Here is a 19754-nt window from a genome sequence, read left to right on the forward strand (position 1 = left end):
CTTATAGTGTTATTTCCATGCCATCAGTTGCGATTTCAACACCGTTATCAATAACAAAACGATGTGCTGAAGAATCTTCATTTAAAATGGGGTTGGTATTATTAATGTGAATGAGGATCTTACGCTTAATATCAAATTGATTGAGTAGCGCGACGCTGCCATTTTGACCATTGACCGGCATATGCCCCATTTCTGAACCTAATTTGTGGCTAAATCCGTTCTTGATCATCTCGTCATCAAGCCAAAGCGTACCGTCGATTAAAACGCATTCTGCTGCGCTGAGCATCTCTTCAACCACAGGGTTGGATTGCACGATACCTGGAGCATAAAACAGATATTTTCCCGTTGTAGAGTCAACGATTTTTAAACCGATGTTGTTGCCTGGCACGATATCGTCACGGTAAGGGGAGTAGGGTGGTGCGTTTGATTCTAATGGCACGGGATAAAACTCAAGCCCCGTGATATTTTCTATTGTGAAGCTTTGCTGGTGGTCAGTACCAATCGAGTGATGTGTCAATCCGCCGTGCCAATGGTGCAGTAAGTTAAACAGTGGGAAGGCGGTGGTAAGATCTTCATGAACAACATCGGTACAGTACACGGGCAACGGCAAGCCTTCACGTAATGTGAGCAAACCGGTGGTGTGATCTATTTGACTATCGGTTAGCAGTGCCGCTCTAATCTTGGTGCCTCTTTGGGCATCATCTGGCCATAATTGCGGGGATTGGTTCAACTGTTGGCGTATATCTGGTGACGCATTGATCAACACCCAGTTGTCGCCATCGGCACTGACTGCGATCGATGATTGAGTCCGAGCTTGTGCTTTAATGCTACCGCTACGCACACCGGCACAATTGTCACAATGACAGTTCCACTGTGGAAATCCGCCACCTGCTGCCGAACCCAAAATAAGTATCTGCATAACTGAATAATTCCTAATAATAAAGAGTGATGACGAGGTAAAGCCATTGTCTAGGGATGATGAACAAACGCGAACCTAAAAAAATCCCCACAATCTATGACTGCGGGGATTTAGCTCTAGCGATTGCTAATATAAAGTGTTACTTCAAAGCCTAAACGCATATCTTCATATTTTGGTTTCGTCCACATATTCCTAGCCTCCATTGCTGTTACATGTATCACCAAATTAAATATAAGGGTTGCTGGCAAATATAAAAATTATACTTTGGGTGGATAAAAGGAGGAGAAAGCAACTACTACTACTCAAGATCGATTACTCAAGCGTGATGACTCCTCAATTTCCATTCACTTATCAAGAACAGTGTTTGATTTTTATTTGCTGCGGTTTGTTTTCTGCTTTTGTCGCGGGTTTGTTTTTACGTTTTCCAGCGTATTTGTTAACCACGCACACCGTTGAGCTTTGAATCGTGACCAAGCATTCAAAGCATTGAATACACTCTTGATAATTGATGCTGCCATCAATGTTGATGGCATCGATACCACATTTTTTACTGCGACATAGGTGACAAGGGTTACCACACTCTTTGCGCCGATCTAGCCATTTAAACAGAGGGAATCGCCCTAGCAGTGCAAGCCCTGCACCCAAAGGGCAGATATAGCGGCAATAAAATTTATGTATTTTAAAGCTAAGCGCGATTAAAAATAGCGCGTATAAAGTGAAAGGCCAGTAGCGAACGAAATTAAGCGTAATACTGGTTTTAAATGGTTCAACTTCGGATAATTGTTCTGCCAGATTAAGTGAGAAGAACGCACTTGCGACTAATAACAACAGCAATAGATACTTAATTTTGCGCGCTAGCTTATCTGTTTTCGGCTCGATTTTTATTTGTTTGATCTTTAATTTACTAGCAACAAGCGTGACTAATTCCTGCAATGCGCCAAAAGGACAAAGCCAGCCACAAAATAACCCTCGTCCCCATAAAAAAAGAGTCGTAAAGACGAAAAGCCATAAGATGAAAATAATAGGGTCGAGCAGGAATACCTCAAGGTTAAAGCCGTTTTGCAGTGAGAGTAGAAGCGTATAAATGTTGACGACAGAAAGTTGTCCTTGGCTATAAAAACCGATAAAAAATAACACAAAAATCAGTGAGCAATTACGAGTGATATGGGTAAGCCGTGCGTTGCTAGTTAGTGCTTTTTGCTTAATGAAAAGCGTGGTTAAAGCAACTAGGTAGCAAAGTAGTATCGCAATTTCGATTTGTCTGCTTTGCCATATCGTCAGCCAAAGCGGCGTTTTCTCCTCGGCTTTTCTGAGCTGTTTTTCAAACAGGTCGGCGGGCAATTGTGTGTTGAATTCAAATCCATGCTGCTTTTGCGTTAAAAATGTTTGGTTGTAATAGAGCGATAGAGCGAGTTTGAATTGCCGATGTAACTCAAATCCAGATTGAGATTTAATGCTAAAGACTTTGATATCGTCGAACTCAGGCAGAGCGAGTTCGAAATGCGGATCACTAAAGCTATAGAAGTCGATATCACGTAGCTCAACCGGAAAGCCGTCTTGGTTGGCACTTAAGCGACTCGATATGGTTTGTGGAATAAAATCGTCCGCGATAAAAGAGTAGCGACCACGATTGAGTAACAGCAGTGCGTGTTCACCCGGTTTTAGGTTCTCGAATAAGCGTTGGTATTCTGCATCGCCCAAGATGTTTTTGCCGATGATAGGGATATTGAGTACCGCAAAATAGAGATCGATAAAGTCATCGCTCTCTTGGGTGAACTGCGCCACTTCGGCGGCGATATCACTTGGTAATACCTCTAACTGTTCAGGCGTAGATTGCCAATGCTGTACATAGCCTTGTTTAAGCAACTGTTCAAAAGAAAGTGGGTGGAAGTGGTCTGGCTTTATTGTATAAGGAGCGGCAGTAACAAACCCTTGTAGTTTGGCACGGGCCACTTTCAACGCGGAGGCGATGATGGTGTCATGAATAACCAGTACCGAGACGGTGGCACGAGTAACGCCATCAAAGTAGGTGGCTTGGTTCGCGGTTTTGTCTTGGCTATTGATGATATAGCGCTCTTTAACCGAATGATTCTGATATTGGCTAACGAAATCAAACATCGGCTGCTCACCCAGCCCATGCAAAAAAATCGGTTCGTGATGGGCGAGCACTTTGAGCCCAGTAAACACACCTTGGGTATCTAAGCCGATCAGCAGGTTAATTGAGTCACCGGAGAAGCCAATAAAGTCCGTTAAGTCATCGGTTTCGAACACGTAACCTAACAATTGATTGAGTTGATAGACTGGAATAATCGGCAGCTCTTGTTCGGTGGCTCCCACTCTAGTAGCGCTGGGAAACAAATCGGCAATTTCACTGGGGATGTCAGTAACATTGCTATTTGAGGTAGAAGGGGTGGCCGATGACAAGCAAGGTAATAGCCATAAACAGAGTAAGCAAAGCACGTGTAGTAAACCGTTTTTGACCTGTTTGGCTAACTTTGATTGGTAAGTAAGAAAATCGGGGGCGAGATAGGTCATGTCAATTACGCTCCCAAACCGGTCGGGTTTGGGAGCGATTCACCGAGTTGGTTAGAAGAAACCAAGTGGACTAGTGCTGTAGCTAACTAGCAAGTTCTTGGTTTGTTGGTAGTGGTTTAGCATCATTTTGTGTGTCTCACGACCAATACCTGACTTCTTGTAACCACCGAACGCAGCGTGTGCAGGGTAAAGGTGGTAACAGTTGGTCCAGATACGACCCGCTTGGATGCCACGCCCCATGCGGTACGCTAGGTTGCTATCGCGAGTCCAAACACCTGCGCCTAAACCGTAAGCTGAGTCATTAGCAATCTCCAGTGCTTCTGCTTCATCTTTAAAGGTTGTCACGGCAATAACAGGACCAAAGATCTCTTCTTGGAAAACGCGCATTGAGTTGTCACCTTGAAGAATGGTTGGCTGAACGTAGAAGCCGTTGTTGAGTGCATCGCCAAGAGATTCTGAACCGCCGCCGCTCAGTACTTTAGCGCCTTCTTGGCGACCAATGTCTAGATAGCCCATGATCTTGTCGAACTGTTCTTGCGACGCTTGAGCACCAACCATGGTGGTGGTATCAAGTGGGTTACCGCGCACGATAGCTTTGGTTTTTTGCAGTACTTTTTCCATAAACTGGTCAAAGATATCTTCTTGGATAAGTGCACGCGAAGGACAAGTACACACTTCACCTTGGTTAAAGAAGCCCAGCACGAAGCCTTCAGCACATTTATCTAGGTAATCATCTTCATGTTGCGTGACATCGCTAAAGTAGATGTTTGGTGACTTACCACCTAGCTCAACAGTGGACGGAATTAGGTTTTCAGCGGCACATTTAATAATGTGGCTACCAACAGCAGTGGAACCAGTGAAGGCGATTTTAGCGATACGAGTGCTGGTTGCTAGCGCTTCACCTGCTTCTTTACCAAAGCCATTGACGACATTAAGCACGCCTGGTGGCAGTAGATCTTCGATCAGCTCAATCAATACCAAAAGGCTCGCTGGTGTTTGCTCCGCTGGTTTAAGAACAATACAGTTACCCGCAGCTAGAGCCGGAGCCAGTTTCCATGCCGCCATTAACAGAGGGAAGTTCCAAGGAATGATTTGACCAACTACACCTAGAGGCTCGTGGAAGTGGTAAGCCACAGTGTCGTTATCAATTTCTGAAAGGCTGCCTTCTTGTGAACGAATACAACCGGCAAAGTAACGGAAGTGATCAGAACTGAGTGGAACATCCGCAGCCAAGGTTTCACGAACTGCTTTACCGTTGTCCCAAGTTTCAGCGACAGCTAACTTTTCTATGTTAGCATCGATACGATCGGCAATTTTTAATAGGATGTTTGAACGCTGTTGTACCGAAGTGCGACCCCATGCGTCTTTCGCTTCATGCGCAGCATCTAGCGCTAACTCAATATCTTGGGCACAAGAACGAGGAATGCGGCAAAACGCTTCGCCAGTTACTGGCGTTGTATTTTCAAAATACTGCCCTTTTACAGGTGCAACCCATTGACCGCCGATGAAATTCTCATACTGCGCTTTAAAAGATACAACAGAGTTGTCGCTACCTGGATATGCATAGATCATATGTCACCTCGAATTAAGACCTGTAGAGTGTTCTCTTTCCATGGTCTGATTACTTTCTGCCTTGGTGAGTCCAAAGCACCTTGATGACTTCATATTAGTATCGTGTGGCAATACCCGACATGCTCCCTTGGCACAAAAAAGCTCATACTTTAGAAGGGTAAATGGCGATTATGTGGTGATGGTGTGAGTGAATGGCTTGGCTTAATGGAAAAAGGCTGCATCTGCAGCCTTTTGGGTGTGTGGTACTGTTATTTGCGCTAGGGTAAAACCTTAGCTTTTAGGCAGTTTGAATGTCCAAACTGTACCACCTTGGTTGAAGTGTTTGACACGTTTTGCTACTTCACCGCCCCATAGTGGTACGGCGCCGCCCCAACCTGAAAGTACCGAGACATACTGCTCGCCATCCATTTCCCACGTCACAGGGGAGCCGACGATGCCTGAGCCAGTGTTAAATTTGTACTTAACTGTGCCGGTTTTGGCATCGAATGCGAGTAGGTAGCCTTCTGGGTTACCCATAAAGACTAAGTTACCAGCAGTAGCAAGTACGCCCCCCCATAATGGCGCGTAGTTTTTGTAGCGCCATACTTCTTTTCCTGATTTAGGATCAATCGCGCGTAGGACACCAATGTAATCATCGTTGATTGCTTTGATGGTAAAGCCTGCGCCTATGTAGGCTGCTCCTTTCTTGTACGAAACAGGCTCATTCCATACGTCCATTTCCCATTCGTTTGAAGGTACATAGAAAAGCTCGGTATCTTTGCTGTATGCCATTGGCATCCAGTTTTTACCCCCTAAGAACGAAGGCGCAGCAACCACTGTTTTGCCTTTTTTGCCATCGGCAGAATCTATTGGGTTACCAGGGCGATTATCGGCGACAAACTGTGGTCGGCCATTGTCGTCTAAACCTGAAGCCCAAGTGATCTTGTCAGCAAATGGGAAGCCACGAATAAAGTCGCCGTTTTCGCGGTTTAATACGTAGAAGAAACCATTGCGGTCTGCGGTTGCGGCCGCTTTAACCGTCTTGCCTTTTTCTTGATAGTTGAACGAAACCAGTTCGTTAACGCCATCATAATCCCAGCCGTCGTTCGGTGTAGTTTGGAAATGCCATTCGATTTTGCCAGTATCTGGGTCGATACCTAAACGGGAAGAAGAGAAGTAGTTATCGCCTGGTCTTAGGTGTGAGTTCCAAGGGGCTGGGTTACCCGTGCCGAAAAAGAGCAAGTCAACTTCAGCATCATAAGTGCCGCCATTCCAAGGCGCTGCTCCGCCTGATTTCCATAAATCACCAGGCCACGTTTGACCTGCTTTGCCACCTGAAATGCCGTTTTCGATTTTTTTACCATCTTTCCAGATGTAACCCATATGGCCTTCAACGGTTGGGCGCTCCCAAACCAGCTGTCCATTGGTTGCATCATAGGCAGTCACTTTACCGACTATACCAAATTCACCACCAGAAACACCGGTAATGACTTTACCTTTTACGATAATAGGGGCGGCAGTAATCGAGTAACCCGCTTTGTAGTCAGCGACTTTCTTTTTCCACACGGTCTTACCGGTATCTTTGTTCAGCGCAACAATTTTTGCGTCAAGCGTTCCGAAGATCACCAAATCACCGTACAGCGCGGCGCCACGGTTAATTACGTCACAACAAGGCATGATGCCATCGGGCAAGCGAGCGTCATATTGCCAAAGCTCTTCACCAGTACGTGCATCGATCGCGTACATGCGCGAATAAGATCCGGTAATGTACATCACACCATCTTTAATCAGTGGCTGTGATTCTTGCCCGCGTTGTTTTTCACCGCCTAACGAGAATGCCCATACAGGGCGCATTTCTTCAACGGTATCACCATTGATTTTTGTTAGCGGACTGTAGCGCTGACCTTTTAAACCCATGCCATAAGAGACAACATCATTGGTGGTCATTTGATCATTAGCAATATCTTTATCAGTTACATTAGCACTCGCGGTACCACAGAGCGCTAATGTAATACAAAGGGATAATGATAGCTTTGTACTTTTGTAGGCATTTATCATTGTTGCTTCCTCAAGGAATCGTTATTTAAATCGCAATTTGTTGAGCGTGGTTGGTAGCTAAACAATATTGTTAAGGGAAGATATTGCTTAGCTACCGTTACCCTATGAAGACGCCATACTGGCTCGTTGTTTGGCATCTTGCGCAGGATTCGATAACAGTAAGTGCATTTTTCTATCGCGCCTATTGAACTCCAGTAGCGTTCTTCTTCATCACTTAGTAGGAACTCAATAGAACGCAGGCACTTGGTAAATAGCGCCGTATTTGGCGAAGATCTTTTTCATTTCTCCGTGTTTAATCATGCTCTCGACAATGTCTCCAACGGCGTAGCCAAGCTGGCGATAATTGGTTTTCACCGCCATGCCGATATCCCATTGCTGCTGCCCTAACATAGGGAAAGCATTTTGTGCGAGCTTATATTGCTGGGCGTCCATAGAGCCTTGTAAGTGGCTGATTTGGCTGCGAAGACCCATGGCGGCATCGACTTCGCCTTGTTGCATTGCATCGACCGCAAGTAAGGTTGAAGGGTAGTGGTGCGAGCTATTACGCATTTGCCCGCCAAATGCCGATGAGAGGTAAAACTGAGGGATAGAGTCCACCTCTACACCAATTTTGTGATACTGAAAAACCGCCATCGTTGAGACGGATTCGATCTTGCTGTTGTCGTAAATAATTTGCCAAGATTCAGTATGGTAGGGGGCAAACATGTGTACCTGTTCATGCACCAGTTCACCAATATCGTCACGGGCGATGGAATAATTCTTGTCGTACGGGACACGTAACATGAGGTCGGCAACCGTGCGTTTAAGATAATGACCTTTCCAAAGATTATTTCTTAAATCGTCTTCGACGTTTTCATCTGCCGTCATCCAGCGTAATCGCAATTCGACATCCATCTCTTTGGCGATGTGCCGTGCAATATCAATATCGATACCGTGTGCGATCCCATCTTGTTGATAGGAAAAGGGCGGGTAGTCACGATAGATGGCTACCGTGATCTGCTTGCTTTCGATAATGTCGTCGTAGGAGCGGGCTTGAATGGTGTGGCTGCACAAAGTACTCACCACTAAGCCTATCCCAACAACCAATAAATTAAATATCTTCACTGATAGACTCTAACCACGTTTTAATAGACCAAAGCGCTTCTTGTGATAGGTGCTCACTCATTTTTGGCATGTAAACCGCACCGTTTCGAACGGCTCCATTTTGCACTCGGTAGCCGTACCATTCATCGCCATCGAAATCGGGTGTCAGTAAACGTAAGTCGGGCGCTATCCCGCCAGAAATCCCTTCTAACCCATGGCAACGTGCACAGTTCTGGTTATAAGCTGAAGCGCCAACCGTAATGATGTTTTTTAACGTTTCACCGCTCTCTTCACGATATGGGTTTTCGTCAAGCCATTCCTCGCCTAACTGAGGCAATTCCGTGGTGTCAATTGATTGTGGTGTTACGGCGCCATGAGCATAAATATTAAAAGAGGTGGCTAATAAAATGGGTGCCCATATACCTTTACTTTTTCCCAGTGCTTTTTTCATTCGAAACTCCTCATTAAATTTAATTATTTTGATTTGCTTACAATACTAGACAGCATAATTGCTATTTCTAATTGCACTTTGGGGCTGTTCTTTCTCATCCTTTAGTAGGTTATACGGCGTTAAATAAATAAGATATTTGCCATTTATTTCTATAAAAACAGTATCTTGCTGTAGGTGTGTGTGCGTGTGGTGTGGTTTTAATAATCCCATTTTTTGCTATATGCTGAACAAAAGTCATTCGGTGAATACCAGTTAGGTTCATATGCTGAAAGGTTGAGGGAATAGCAATGAAGGATGTTTTTTCTTTATTTAAAAACGTATTTTATTTCGGTGTTGTTATTTTGTTTGCACCAATAGCGGTGGCTGCAAATAACCAAATTCTTGATATAAAAATTAATTATTTGAAGCAAGAGGTGAGAAAGCCGCCAGCGCTTTCCAATGTGATAGAACAGCCGAAGGATAGTGGCTATCAAGGCGCTCAACTTGGTATTGATGATTCAAATAGTACCGGTAAGTTTTTGAAACAGCGGTTTGAGTTGGTCTACAACCAATTTGATACGTCCGCTGCAGTATTGGCGCAGTTACAGGCGGATTATGCCCTTGGTCGCCACATTTTTGTGCTCGACGTGCCAACAGAAACACTTATCGCTGCTAATCAATGGGCGAGTGACAACCAAGTGTTGCTGTTTAACGTTAACGATTCATCCGATAGCCTTCGCATTCAGCAGTGTTTAGCGTCGGTATTGCATACCGCCCCAAGTGATGCAATGCGTTCTGATGCCATTGCCCAATGGCTACTTAGTCGACGTTTTACCCAAGTGTTAATGGTGAATGGCAGTAAACCTGAGGACATTGCACTCCGCGATTCGTTTAAACGCTCTGCGAAACGTTTTGGTTTAGAAATCATGAGTGAAAAGAGTTGGAGTTTTAATTCTGATTTAAGGCGCAGCGCCCAACAAGAAGTGCCGTTGTTTACACAAACGGTGGCGGATTACGACGTGGTTTATGTTGCTGATAAATCGAAAGATTTTGCTGAATACATCCCGTTTAACACCTATATTCCTCGCCCTGTGGTTGGTTCTTCAGGGTTAGAAGCATTGACGTGGCACCCAGTTATTGAACAGTGGGGGGCGGCACAAGTACAAAAGCGATTTAAAGACCAAGCACACAGAAGCATGAACGAGCTGGATTTCAGCGCCTACTTGGCTGTTCGCAGCGTCGCCCAAGCAGTTCATAAACAGAAAACCGATGACCATCAGCAAATAAAGTCATTTATTAAGTCTGATGAGTTTGAATTAGCGGCCTATAAAGGAAGGAAATTAAGTTATAGGTCATGGAGTGGTCAATTGAGAATGCCTATGGCGTTAGTTCAGCCTAATGGTTTGGTGTCGTTATCGCCACAAGCTGGTGTTCTGCACCCCAGAACTGAACTCGATACTTTAGGGTTTGATATTGAGGAATCTCAATGTGTTTCACAAAAGGAGCTACTATGAAACCGTCGTTGTTTTTATCTTGCTTAATCGGTGCGGCAATCAATTTATCGCCGACCTTCGCCAGTGCCAATGAGCAAGCTTACGTCACCAATGAGAAAGATGATGATATCTCCGTTATCGATATGCAAAGCTTAGAAGTGATTAAGCAAATCCCGGTAGGGCAACGTCCACGTGGGATCATATTCAATAACGATCATACCCAAGCTTATATTTGCGCGAGTGATTCAGACACAATTCAAATCTTGGATCTTGCGACAGAGCAAGTGATTGGTGAGCTGCCGTCTGGTGAAGATCCTGAGACCATTGCACTTCATCCCAATGGCAAAACGATATACACCGCCAATGAAGATGACGCATTGCTTACTGTTATCGATATTGAGTCGCGTGCAGTGAAAACACAAATCGATGTCGGCGTAGAACCGGAAGGTTTAGCGGTAAGCCCGGATGGTAAGATTGTCGTGGTTACCTCTGAAACCACCAATATGGTGCACTGGATTGATACCGAAACCCATGAAAATATTGACAATACACTCGTGGCTGACCGACCTCGTTCGGCGATGTTCTCGGAAGATAGCCAGCGCCTTTGGGTAAGTTCAGAGATTGGTGGGGAAGTGGTGGTGATTGATGTGCCGACTCGCCAAATTATTAAGACGTTTAAGTTTGAAATTGATGGTATTCATAGTGATCGTGTCCAACCCGTTGGCGTTGAATTAAGTGATGATGGTAAGCACGCCTTTGTTGCTTTAGGTCCTGCTAACCACGTCGCCGTTATTGATCGTGAAAATCTGTCAATTGATGAATATCTATTAGTTGGGCGCCGCGTGTGGCAGTTAGGCTTCAATAGTGATCAAAGCCTGCTGCTAACTACCAATGGTGTGAGCGGTGATGTCTCTGTGATTGATGTCAACAAAATGAAAGTGGTTAAGTCAGTGAAAGTGGGTCGTTACCCTTGGGGAGTCGCGATCAAGGACGTTCTATGAGTCTTCGAGTCATCGACTTAAGCTATGATTATGGGCGTCAGCCTGTACTCAAAAGTCTTAGCTTTGTGTTGTCAAGCGGGTTTAATGTTTTGCTCGGTCCTAATGGGGCCGGGAAAAGCACCCTGTTCTCGCTGCTCACTGGGCTTTATGAGAGTCGACAAGGAGAGATCACCTTCAGTGATCTCGACTTAAAGGCACAAAAACGGCAGGTTTTGGCGCGAATGGGCGTGGTGTTCCAACAAAGCACGTTAGACCTTGATTTAACCGTGCAACAAAACCTGCTCTACCATGCTTCTCTGCATGGTCTTTCGTCACAACAAGCGATGAATAACGTTAGTGGAATCCTTGAAGAATTGCAGTTGTTAAACCGGCTAGACGACCGTGTTAGGTCTTTAAATGGTGGGCATCGTCGTCGTTTAGAAATCGCTCGCGCGCTGATGCATCAACCACAAGTTTTATTGCTTGATGAGCCAACCGTTGGGCTGGATAACGACAGTCGCAATTTAATTGTTGAACACATACGAGAATTGGCTAAAAAACGGGGTATCTGCATCCTTTGGGCGACGCACTTGATGGACGAAGTTCAAAGTGGTGATCAACTGATACTGTTGGATAAAGGTGAGGTTAAGGCGCAAGGCAAAGCTGGCGACTTGTGCCAGCAGCATGATACCGATGATGTTTATCAGCTTTACCGCAAGCTGACGCAAACAGTGGAGATAATGTGAATATTCAGCCATATCGTTACTGTTTTACCGGCATAGTAAAGCGAGAGTTTTTGCGCTTCATTCAGCAGCGAACTCGCTTGCTCAGCGCGTTAATTCGTCCGTTGTTGTGGTTGGTTGTGTTTGCTGCCGGTTTTCGCGCTGCGCTTGGCGTATCTATTATGGAGCCGTATGGTACCTACATCACTTATCAACAGTACATAACGCCGGGCTTATGCTGCATGATTGTGCTGTTTAATGGCATGCAAAGTTCACTGTCGATGGTCTACGATCGTGAAATGGGCAGCATGAAATTGCTATTGATGAGTCCATTATCACGCCCATTTCTATTGATGTGTAAGCTGGTCGCAACGGCGATTCTGTCGCTACTTCAGGTCTGTATTTTCTTGTTGATTGTGCAGTTTGTTGGAGTAGACACGCCGCCATTGGGTTACTTAACTGCAATTCCTGCCATTTTCCTTATCTCGTTTTTTCTTGGCGCCTTGGGTTTACTGCTATCGAATTTAATTAAACAGCTAGAGAACTTTGCTGGGGTGATGAACTTTGTCATCTTTCCGATGTTCTTCTTGTCTAGTGCGCTTTACCCGTTGTGGAAAATGAAAGAGGCGAGTATTTGGCTGTATTGGTTGTGCCAATATAATCCGTTTAGCTATTGCGTTGAGTTGTTGCGATTTGCGCTTTATCAACAGCTCGATGTCACGGCATTTCTGGTGGTTTTGGTTGCCACCGTGGTGGTCTCTATGGTGGCCATCAATAGCTTTTCTCCAAAGCAAGTGAGCAGAAAAGGGGGATAATTTGAGTGACGATTTACGAACACTTTACCCAAGTATCGAGCCCTATGCGCACTATCGACTTGATATGGCGTCAGGACGGGGAGAGATAACTCACCAAATTTATATTGAAGAGTGTGGTAACCCGCAAGGGAAACCTATTGTGTTTTTACACGGTGGACCTGGTTCAGGTTGTAGCCCTAGTCATCGTCGTTTTTTCAATCCTCGCGACTATCGAATCATTCTGTTTGATCAACGAGGCTGTGGGCGATCCCTGCCTTATGGCTGCATCGAAAACAATACTACTTGGCACTTAGTTGCTGATATGGAGCAAATTAGACAATTTCTAGGGATAGAAAGTTGGATGGTGTTTGGCGGGTCGTGGGGCGCGACATTGGCGCTGGTTTATGCGCAGCAGTATGCCGAGAGAGTGAGCGCGTTGATCTTGCGTGGCGTATTTCTTGGTAGGCAGCAAGACATAGACTGGGTTTATGGCGCAGAGGGTGCTGCGAAGTTTTATCCTCAGCAATGGGGTCAGTTGCTTTGCGTATTGGCGGAAGAAGAATGCAACGAACCGCTAAGCAGTTTGTATAAGCATTTAATCAGCGATGATGACACACAAAAGTTGCGGGTTAAGCTAGCGTTAAGTCAATGGGAATCGAGCCTGATACGGATAGTAGCCGAACCTTTTAAGCCAAATTTGTTAGCGGTTGATAGTGATCAGTCAAAGAAAATTCAGCTGCATTATTGCCTTAACAACTGCTTTTTAAGCGACGATTTCACCGTATCGCAACTGGGCAAAATCTCTCAGATTGCTACCTATGTTATTCACGGTCACTACGATATGGTTTGCCCAGTTGAACAAGCGTGGGCGTTATACAGTGTAAACCCAAATATCGATTTGAACATTGTACCGATGTCGGGGCATGTGGCTGATGAACCATTAATTCTTGATGCCATTATCCGTTTGACCGATCAGCTTGCGTTTGATTCATGACTTGATGTCATAGGGATATAATTTTTAGGTGACGTTACATCTAGACGATAGCACTTTTACTAGACGACAAAGTCGGCGTAGATGGTTAAAATCAAGCGCATTGCGCTGGGAGTTAACGCAGCGATGCCTCATCTCCTGAATTTTTAATTGCTACTCATCATTGGAGTAGGCAAAGCATTGGTAGTTAAAATGGATAAAGTAATCGATAAGCTGGCGTGGATAACCATTCGTGATGGCAAATTTTTGGTGGTTCGCTCTAAAGGGAAAGAGCTGTTCTATTTACCTGGCGGCAAACGTGAAGTCGGTGAGAGTGATGAGCAAGCACTCGTTCGTGAAATTAAAGAAGAACTATCCGTAGATCTACAACCGGAAACCATTAAATACGCGGACACTTTTGTCGCTCAAGCGGATGGTAAAGCAAGTGGTGTATCGGTCAAATTAACTTGTTATTTCGCTGATTATCAAGGTGAACTTGAAGCAGATGCAGAAATTGAAGAGTTGCGTTTTATTGATAGCAATGCTCAGTCGATCTGTTCATTGGCCGCACTGGTGGTGCTGCAGTCGTTAGCAGAAAACGCGCTAATCAAGTAGCCTACTTAGGGTGTTTAGCAGCTGTATTGCTTAACAGCTGCTTTGTGCTCTTGTTCGGTCACGGTGTCTATTTATCGCGTTGCTTTTTATTGTTTTTCTTTCTATCGTTTTCCCTTCTATCGTATTACTTTCTATAAAAAGTCTCTTCAGAACCGCCATATTGAGACTTAATCATGATGTAGTGACCTTCGGTATTATTTTTGCCAAAGAAGTGAAGATCGAAGCCAATAAATTTATTTTCAAAATCTTCTTCGCTTAACGGTGTCAACTCCGCGTTATTTAAACCATCAAGGCTCGCCATCAGTTTGCCATTCTCGACATAGACGTTTACAACGGTTTGCTGTGTTATTGATTTATACGTTCCAATATAATTGTCTAATGTGAGCGTTGAAATATCGATTGGTACTTGGTTGAATTTTGGGATGTTAGTCGATGTGCCAAAATAGAGCGCTTTTACGTTGTTAAATATTTGCTGTGGATTATCGTGCAGCGCATTAATCAGCATAACAAAAGTTAAGTCTAACTCTGGATAATAGGTTAGTTGAGAATTGAAATTCTCTACCAAGCCATCATGACCATATCCAGTATAACCGGAAAAATCATACTTAAATATTCCCTTGGCAAAGCCATAATTATCTTCAGTCATAGAGCTGAGTGACTTGGCGGTGATTAACCCCCCGTTAAACAGCGCATTAATGAAAGTAGTTAAGTCTGCGGCGGTAGAGGTTATACCGCCAGCGGTGTACAAAATAGATTGGTGCCAATCAGGAACTTCTGCCCATTTGCCATTCCAATAACTGTATGACTGAGTTTCAAATTGGCACGCATCTAAGTCGTGACAATAGCGAGTCTCAGAGAGGTTTAGCTTGTCGGTTATGTTTTGTTTTAAAACCACTTCGAACGGCTTTTGGTAGAGATCTTCGATAATGAAACCGAGCAAAATGTAATTTGAGTTTGAATATCTAGACATATTACCGGGTGGGAAAACGGAAGGGTAAGCTTCAATTCGAGTTAATAATGCCTCTTTTGAATGAGGTACAAAAATAAATTCACCAATGTGCTCATCTAAGATGTAATTAAATATTCCGCTACTGTGTTCTAACAGATTTTTTATAGTGATATTTTGGGCATTAACGACATTTGGGTAAAGTGTTGAGAGAGGCGTCTCTAGTGATAGCTTTTGTTCGTCAATCAACTGATGGATTAAAACTGAAACAAATATCTTGGTAATCGACGCTATCTTCGTCGGCGTATCTTCAGTCGTTTTTATATGTTCATCAGAACGAAACAGAGAGGATTCTACATGGGAGAATCCGGTTTGTTGACTGAAGATGGTTTCACCATTGCGTGAGATAAGCACATTCATCATTGCTCGGTTATCATCATGCAAATTGACGATATAGTCGCGAAGTGCTTGTTGATTAAAACGATCATTCACATTTGAATCTGAAGATTGAGCGAGCCCAGAGAAAAGTATGCCAATGCAGCACCAGAGACAAAGTGTCGCTTTTCTTATTAGAGGAAATGGCTGGTTCATTGTAGTTATTACCCAATAATATCAATGGTACGACAAAGTTCACCATAGAGATATTGATAGATAAAACAATGTGATAACGAGTTTTCAATCGAGTTGCATACAGAGTTTCGATTGATAACTTAATTAATAGCTGAAAGTGAGTTTGGGGACTGAGTTGTTGTTGCGATAGAAAGCGAACAAGTAGAGTTGACCGTGTGTGAAATAAGCCAGCCTCTACTTGCTAAGTGTCAGATACGCTAAGAGATTATGCGCAGCACTTTTTGTATTTTTTGCCACTTCCGCATGAGCATGGGTCATTACGGTTTGGCTTCTTGTCGAAGACAATCGTTTTTGGCTTATTTAGGATGGTATCAAGCTCTACAGTATTCTCTTCTTGATCTGCATCGACAACGATTTCAGCAAAGATAGCGTGCTCAGCAACCAGCGCTGCAACTTCTGCTTTGCGCTCTTCGGTTTTTACTACAACAGCAATAGGTGACTCTTCAGAGCCTGCTTTAACATCACGGTTAACGTTGTAACCAGCTAACACGTGATTCTGTCTTGTCTCGATACGACCTTTGAAAAATAGTTTCGACATTGAGTGCTCGTTTTAGGTTGATATGACGAAATAGAGCGGGGATTATACTGATATCCCACAAATGATAAAGCAATGATCGGTGCAAGATGATGGTTCTTAACGTTGCTGTCTAAATGTGTATGTTAATTGTTTTTAAAATCAACATCTTAAGTTGGTTTTGCTGGTTCCGCTAATCGCTCGAACCATGCTTAAGTCCGATTTGGATAAAATTCAACATCCAGCGAGCGACAAGTAACCCATCGGTCGGTAACTTCAAAGAGGTAAAGCCTCTCTTTTGCACATTTTCTGGAATAGTGTCTTTTCTTTTTTCGATCAGCGCTTTTGAGTAGGCGGCACAAAATTCAGGGTGCGCTTGGATACCTAATGATGTTTGCCCTACCTGCATCATCGAGATAGGGCAAAAGTCATTCCCAGCGAGAATTTCACCACCAACAGGAAGGCGTAATACCTGATCTTGATGGCTAACCAATAGATTGAATTCTTTTTGATAAGGTTTCATCCATGCTTGTGGCTTGCTTACTTTGGCTATCACTGTGCCAACACCCCAGCCAACTTTTGCTTTGAACACTTCGCCACCTAAGGCTTTCGCTAACATTTGATGACCAAAACAGATGCCGACAAATGGAATTTGAGCATGGTGAATTTGGTGGACAAAATCCTCCATGCGTTTTATCCACGCATCGTCATCCATTACGCCGGATTTACTGCCGGTGGTCATATAGGCGTCGCACTCGTTGAGTTGAGTTGGAAACTCATCGTGGTTTACCCAATAAAAATGCAGATCCAACGTGTTATCAACCGCAAGCAATAATCGGGAAAACATGACCTGATAATTGCCGTGTAGAGGTTCCAGTGCAGGATTTACATCATCGCAAATTAATACGCCAATTTTCATTATTGTCACCGTTATGAGGTTGTCTTATTTCCCGTGAGAGCGTGCAAGAACAAGTGTGTATATTCTTGCGCGGTAAATTGAATCGGGTTACCACCCGCGGCGGCATCATTTAAGGCAAGTTCGCCAATTTTTAGTGCATCCTCATCACCAATTCCTATCTCAGCGAGGGTGTGCGGGATTTCCAATGTTTTTCTTAACCCAAGTACCCATTCTTCAACAGCCTCGAAGCCCGGAGACTGCAGTGATAACGCGCGGGCAAGGGTGACCATTTTTGTTTCTATTTCGCTGCGATTGGCGTGTAAAACATAAGGCATTAAGATGGCGTTAAGTAACCCATGATGTTTGTCATACAAGCCGCCAAGGGTGTGCGCCAGAGCATGCATCGCCCCTAAGCCTTTTTGGAATGCGGTTGCGCCCATGCAGGAAGCCACTAGCAGTTGCGTGCGTGCGTCGATGTCTTGTCCATCAACATAGGCTTTGTACAAGTTACGTTTGATCAGTTGAATCGACTCCAGTGCGATGCCGTCCGCCATTGGGTGATAGCTTGGCGCGCAGTAGGCTTCTAAACTATGGGAGAGTGCATCCATCCCGGTTGCGGCTGTGATATGGGCAGGCAAATCGACAGTGGTGAGTGGGTCAAGTAACACTTGAACAGGCAACATTTTCGGGTGGAAAATGATTTTTTTGGTGTGGTTTTGACCATCAGTAATGACAGACGCTCTGCCTACTTCCGAGCCTGTTCCTGCGGTGGTTGGAATGGCAATGACCGCAACAATTTTACTTTCATCGGCTTGTGTCCAGTTGTCACCAATGTCTTCAAAATGCCACAGAGGTAGAGATTGCTTGGCACATAGCGCAATTGCTTTAGCCGCATCAAGGCTAGATCCGCCGCCATAAGCAATAATGCCATCGTGGTCTTGAGCATTGTAGGCGGCAATACCCTTGCTGACGTTTTCATCGGTGGGATTGCCTTGAATATCGGCAAATACGGTAATCATGACGCCCTGTTTGGCGCAATCCGCGACCAACCGCTTGATAATATCTAGCTCAGCTAAAAAGGGGTCAGTCACTAGCATTGGAGAGGTCATGTTTAGCCGTTGGCATTGCTGCGCTAGGGTATTTAACGCCCCTTCGCCAACACAGATCGAAGTAGGGTAGTTCCAATTTGTCATCGCCATTTATTGCTCTCCCGCAGCTTGATTGTTGAGGGTTTTGATATGAAATGACTTAGGTCGAGTGAGCATTTCAAAACCGATGGTGGATAAGGTGCAGCCGCGACCAGAGTTTTTCACCCCTGTCCATGCTAGTTGTGGGTCAAGGTAATCGCATCGATTGACGAATAGTGTGCCAGTTTCGATTTGCTCACCTAGCGTTGCAGCGGCTTGTTCATCGCTAGAGAAGATCGCAGCGGTTAAGCCAAACTCAGAATCATTCATTAGCTTGACGGCTTCTTCGTCACTCGATACCGCTTGAATGCCTACCACGGGACCAAAAGATTCTTCCGTCATCACTCGCATGGTGTGGTCTACATTGGTTAAGATCTGCGGGGCTAGATAAGGCGTGCCATTGTTACTCTCGGTAAACCAAGACTCATCGATATTGGCAATGGCTCCTTTGGCAAGCGCATCTTCAATTTGTGAGCGAACAAAGTCGGCAGCAGCAGTGCGGACAACGGGTCCTAGATTGGTGGCTGAAGAGTTGGGATTGCCGAGTTGATATTGTTTGGTTAATGCCACCGCTTTTTCAACGAACTGATCATGAATCGACTCATGCAGATATATGCGTTCAATCCCGCAGCACGATTGCCCTGAATTGAAAAACGCACCATCAACGAGTGTTTCAACCGCGTGATCAATATCCGCATCAGCGCGGACATAGGCGGGGTCTTTACCACCAAGCTCTAAGCCGACACCAATAAAGCGCCCTGCGGCGTTTTTCTCGACCATTGCGCCGCCTGCGACAGAACCGGTAAAGGCAACATAATCAATTTGCGGGTGTTGGATCATTTGCTCCGTGGATTGATGGTCGGTGTGCACAAACTGAAACACGCCGTGAGGCAAGCCGGTGCCTTCAAATGCTTGTACTAATCGCTCAGAACAGAGCGGCGTTTGCGCAGAGTGTTTTAAGATCACGCAGTTACCAGCTAATAAAGCCGGGATGACGGCATTAATGGCGGTTAAGTAAGGGTAGTTCCACGGCGCAATCACCAGAACGTTACCAAAGGCAACGCGTTTGATATAACGGGTAAAGCCGGGTTTTTCCGCTAACTCAATGGTCGCTAGTGCCTTTTCTGCTTGCTCAATCATTGCTAAAGCACGCTCTTCAACGCCTAGTATTTCCCCTTTGGTTTGGGCGATGGGTCTGCCCATCATCATGGTGATCTCTTGCCTAATTGCCTCTTGGTTAGCAACAAAGTTGGCGATGGCTTGTTTGCAGATTGCTTTTCGCATCGCTAAAGGTGTGGCTTGCCATTCCTTTTGGCTTTGCGTGGCGCGCTCAATGATGGTGCCGATTTGTGTCGTCGAGGATAATTCTCGCGATACACAAACCTTGCCGTCAATGGGAGATAGAGTGTGCTGTTCCATGCTTCTATAC

Annotated in this window: 18 protein-coding genes; 6 read left to right on the forward strand and 12 right to left on the reverse strand. The window is 44.8% G+C overall.

Features of this window, described 5'->3' with window-relative positions; genetic code table 11:
* Position 1: 1 nt before the first annotated feature.
* From pqqB to pedF, 7 genes are all read right to left on the reverse strand, one after another.
* Positions 2-919 (reverse strand): pyrroloquinoline quinone biosynthesis protein PqqB, encoded by a 918-nt coding sequence (gene pqqB, locus H2O73_RS12265; protein ID WP_182109147.1) that lies wholly within the window; start codon positions 917-919, stop codon positions 2-4.
* A gap of 116 nt (positions 920-1035) precedes the next feature.
* The gene (gene pqqA, locus H2O73_RS22215; protein WP_123782182.1) at positions 1036-1107 is read right to left on the reverse strand and encodes a pyrroloquinoline quinone precursor peptide PqqA; all 72 of its coding nucleotides are present in this window, start codon (positions 1105-1107) and stop codon (positions 1036-1038) included.
* 163 nt (positions 1108-1270) lie between these two features.
* A complete protein-coding gene (locus tag H2O73_RS12275) occupies positions 1271-3454 on the reverse strand; it encodes a 4Fe-4S binding protein (protein WP_182109148.1) in 2184 nt (727 codons plus the stop codon).
* Between the two features lie 51 nt (positions 3455-3505).
* Positions 3506-5026 (reverse strand): acetaldehyde dehydrogenase ExaC, encoded by a 1521-nt coding sequence (gene exaC, locus H2O73_RS12280; protein WP_182109149.1) that lies wholly within the window; start codon positions 5024-5026, stop codon positions 3506-3508.
* A gap of 270 nt (positions 5027-5296) precedes the next feature.
* The gene (locus H2O73_RS12285; protein WP_182109150.1) at positions 5297-7063 is read right to left on the reverse strand and encodes a PQQ-dependent methanol/ethanol family dehydrogenase; all 1767 of its coding nucleotides are present in this window, start codon (positions 7061-7063) and stop codon (positions 5297-5299) included.
* A gap of 225 nt (positions 7064-7288) precedes the next feature.
* Positions 7289-8167: a substrate-binding periplasmic protein gene (locus H2O73_RS12290; protein ID WP_182109151.1), complete on the reverse strand. Its 879-nt coding sequence runs from the start codon at positions 8165-8167 to the stop codon at positions 7289-7291.
* Complete coding sequence (gene pedF / locus H2O73_RS12295; RefSeq protein WP_182109152.1) at positions 8154-8597, reverse strand: cytochrome c-550 PedF; 444 nt, start codon at positions 8595-8597, stop codon at positions 8154-8156. Before pedF ends, H2O73_RS12290 begins: the two co-directional genes overlap by 14 nt.
* A gap of 287 nt (positions 8598-8884) precedes the next feature.
* Here pedF and H2O73_RS12300 point away from each other — a divergent pair, with 287 nt between their 5' ends.
* From H2O73_RS12300 to H2O73_RS12325, 6 genes are all read left to right on the forward strand, one after another.
* Positions 8885-10090 carry an ABC transporter substrate-binding protein gene (locus tag H2O73_RS12300; protein ID WP_182109153.1) on the forward strand — a complete coding sequence of 402 codons (1206 nt, stop codon included), beginning with the start codon at positions 8885-8887 and terminating at the stop codon, positions 10088-10090.
* The gene (locus tag H2O73_RS12305) at positions 10087-11070 is read left to right on the forward strand and encodes a PQQ-dependent catabolism-associated beta-propeller protein (protein WP_182109154.1); all 984 of its coding nucleotides are present in this window, start codon (positions 10087-10089) and stop codon (positions 11068-11070) included. The genes H2O73_RS12300 and H2O73_RS12305 overlap by 4 nt, the downstream gene beginning before the upstream one ends.
* On the forward strand, positions 11067-11795 hold the full coding sequence (locus H2O73_RS12310; RefSeq protein ID WP_182109155.1) for an ABC transporter ATP-binding protein: 729 nt from the start codon (positions 11067-11069) through the stop codon (positions 11793-11795). The genes H2O73_RS12305 and H2O73_RS12310 overlap by 4 nt, the downstream gene beginning before the upstream one ends.
* Complete coding sequence (locus H2O73_RS12315) at positions 11792-12586, forward strand: ABC transporter permease (protein ID WP_182109156.1); 795 nt, start codon at positions 11792-11794, stop codon at positions 12584-12586. Before H2O73_RS12310 ends, H2O73_RS12315 begins: the two co-directional genes overlap by 4 nt.
* A 1-nt stretch (position 12587) precedes the next feature.
* Positions 12588-13559 carry a prolyl aminopeptidase gene (gene pip / locus H2O73_RS12320; protein ID WP_246335916.1) on the forward strand — a complete coding sequence of 324 codons (972 nt, stop codon included), beginning with the start codon at positions 12588-12590 and terminating at the stop codon, positions 13557-13559.
* A 189-nt stretch (positions 13560-13748) separates the two neighbouring features.
* Positions 13749-14150, forward strand: coding sequence for an NUDIX hydrolase (locus H2O73_RS12325; RefSeq protein ID WP_182109157.1), 402 nt, complete (start codon positions 13749-13751; stop codon positions 14148-14150).
* Positions 14151-14274: 124 nt separating this feature from the next.
* Here H2O73_RS12325 and H2O73_RS12330 read toward each other — a convergent pair whose 3' ends face one another.
* The 5 genes from H2O73_RS12330 to H2O73_RS12350 form a co-directional block, all read right to left on the reverse strand.
* Positions 14275-15588: a serine hydrolase domain-containing protein gene (locus H2O73_RS12330; protein ID WP_182109158.1), complete on the reverse strand. Its 1314-nt coding sequence runs from the start codon at positions 15586-15588 to the stop codon at positions 14275-14277.
* 343 nt (positions 15589-15931) lie between these two features.
* Complete coding sequence (locus H2O73_RS12335; RefSeq protein ID WP_182109159.1) at positions 15932-16264, reverse strand: PBPRA1643 family SWIM/SEC-C metal-binding motif protein; 333 nt, start codon at positions 16262-16264, stop codon at positions 15932-15934.
* A gap of 169 nt (positions 16265-16433) precedes the next feature.
* A complete protein-coding gene (locus H2O73_RS12340) occupies positions 16434-17159 on the reverse strand; it encodes a glutamine amidotransferase-related protein (protein WP_182109160.1) in 726 nt (241 codons plus the stop codon).
* 11 nt (positions 17160-17170) lie between these two features.
* Positions 17171-18337, reverse strand: a complete 1167-nt coding sequence (locus tag H2O73_RS12345; RefSeq protein ID WP_182109161.1) for an iron-containing alcohol dehydrogenase — start codon at positions 18335-18337, stop codon at positions 17171-17173.
* Complete coding sequence (locus H2O73_RS12350) at positions 18338-19744, reverse strand: aldehyde dehydrogenase family protein (protein WP_182109162.1); 1407 nt, start codon at positions 19742-19744, stop codon at positions 18338-18340.
* Positions 19745-19754 lie beyond the last annotated feature (10 nt).

Origin of the sequence: Vibrio marinisediminis, from assembly GCF_014050145.1 — a bacterium.
GTDB classification, from domain to species: domain Bacteria; phylum Pseudomonadota; class Gammaproteobacteria; order Enterobacterales; family Vibrionaceae; genus Vibrio; species Vibrio marinisediminis.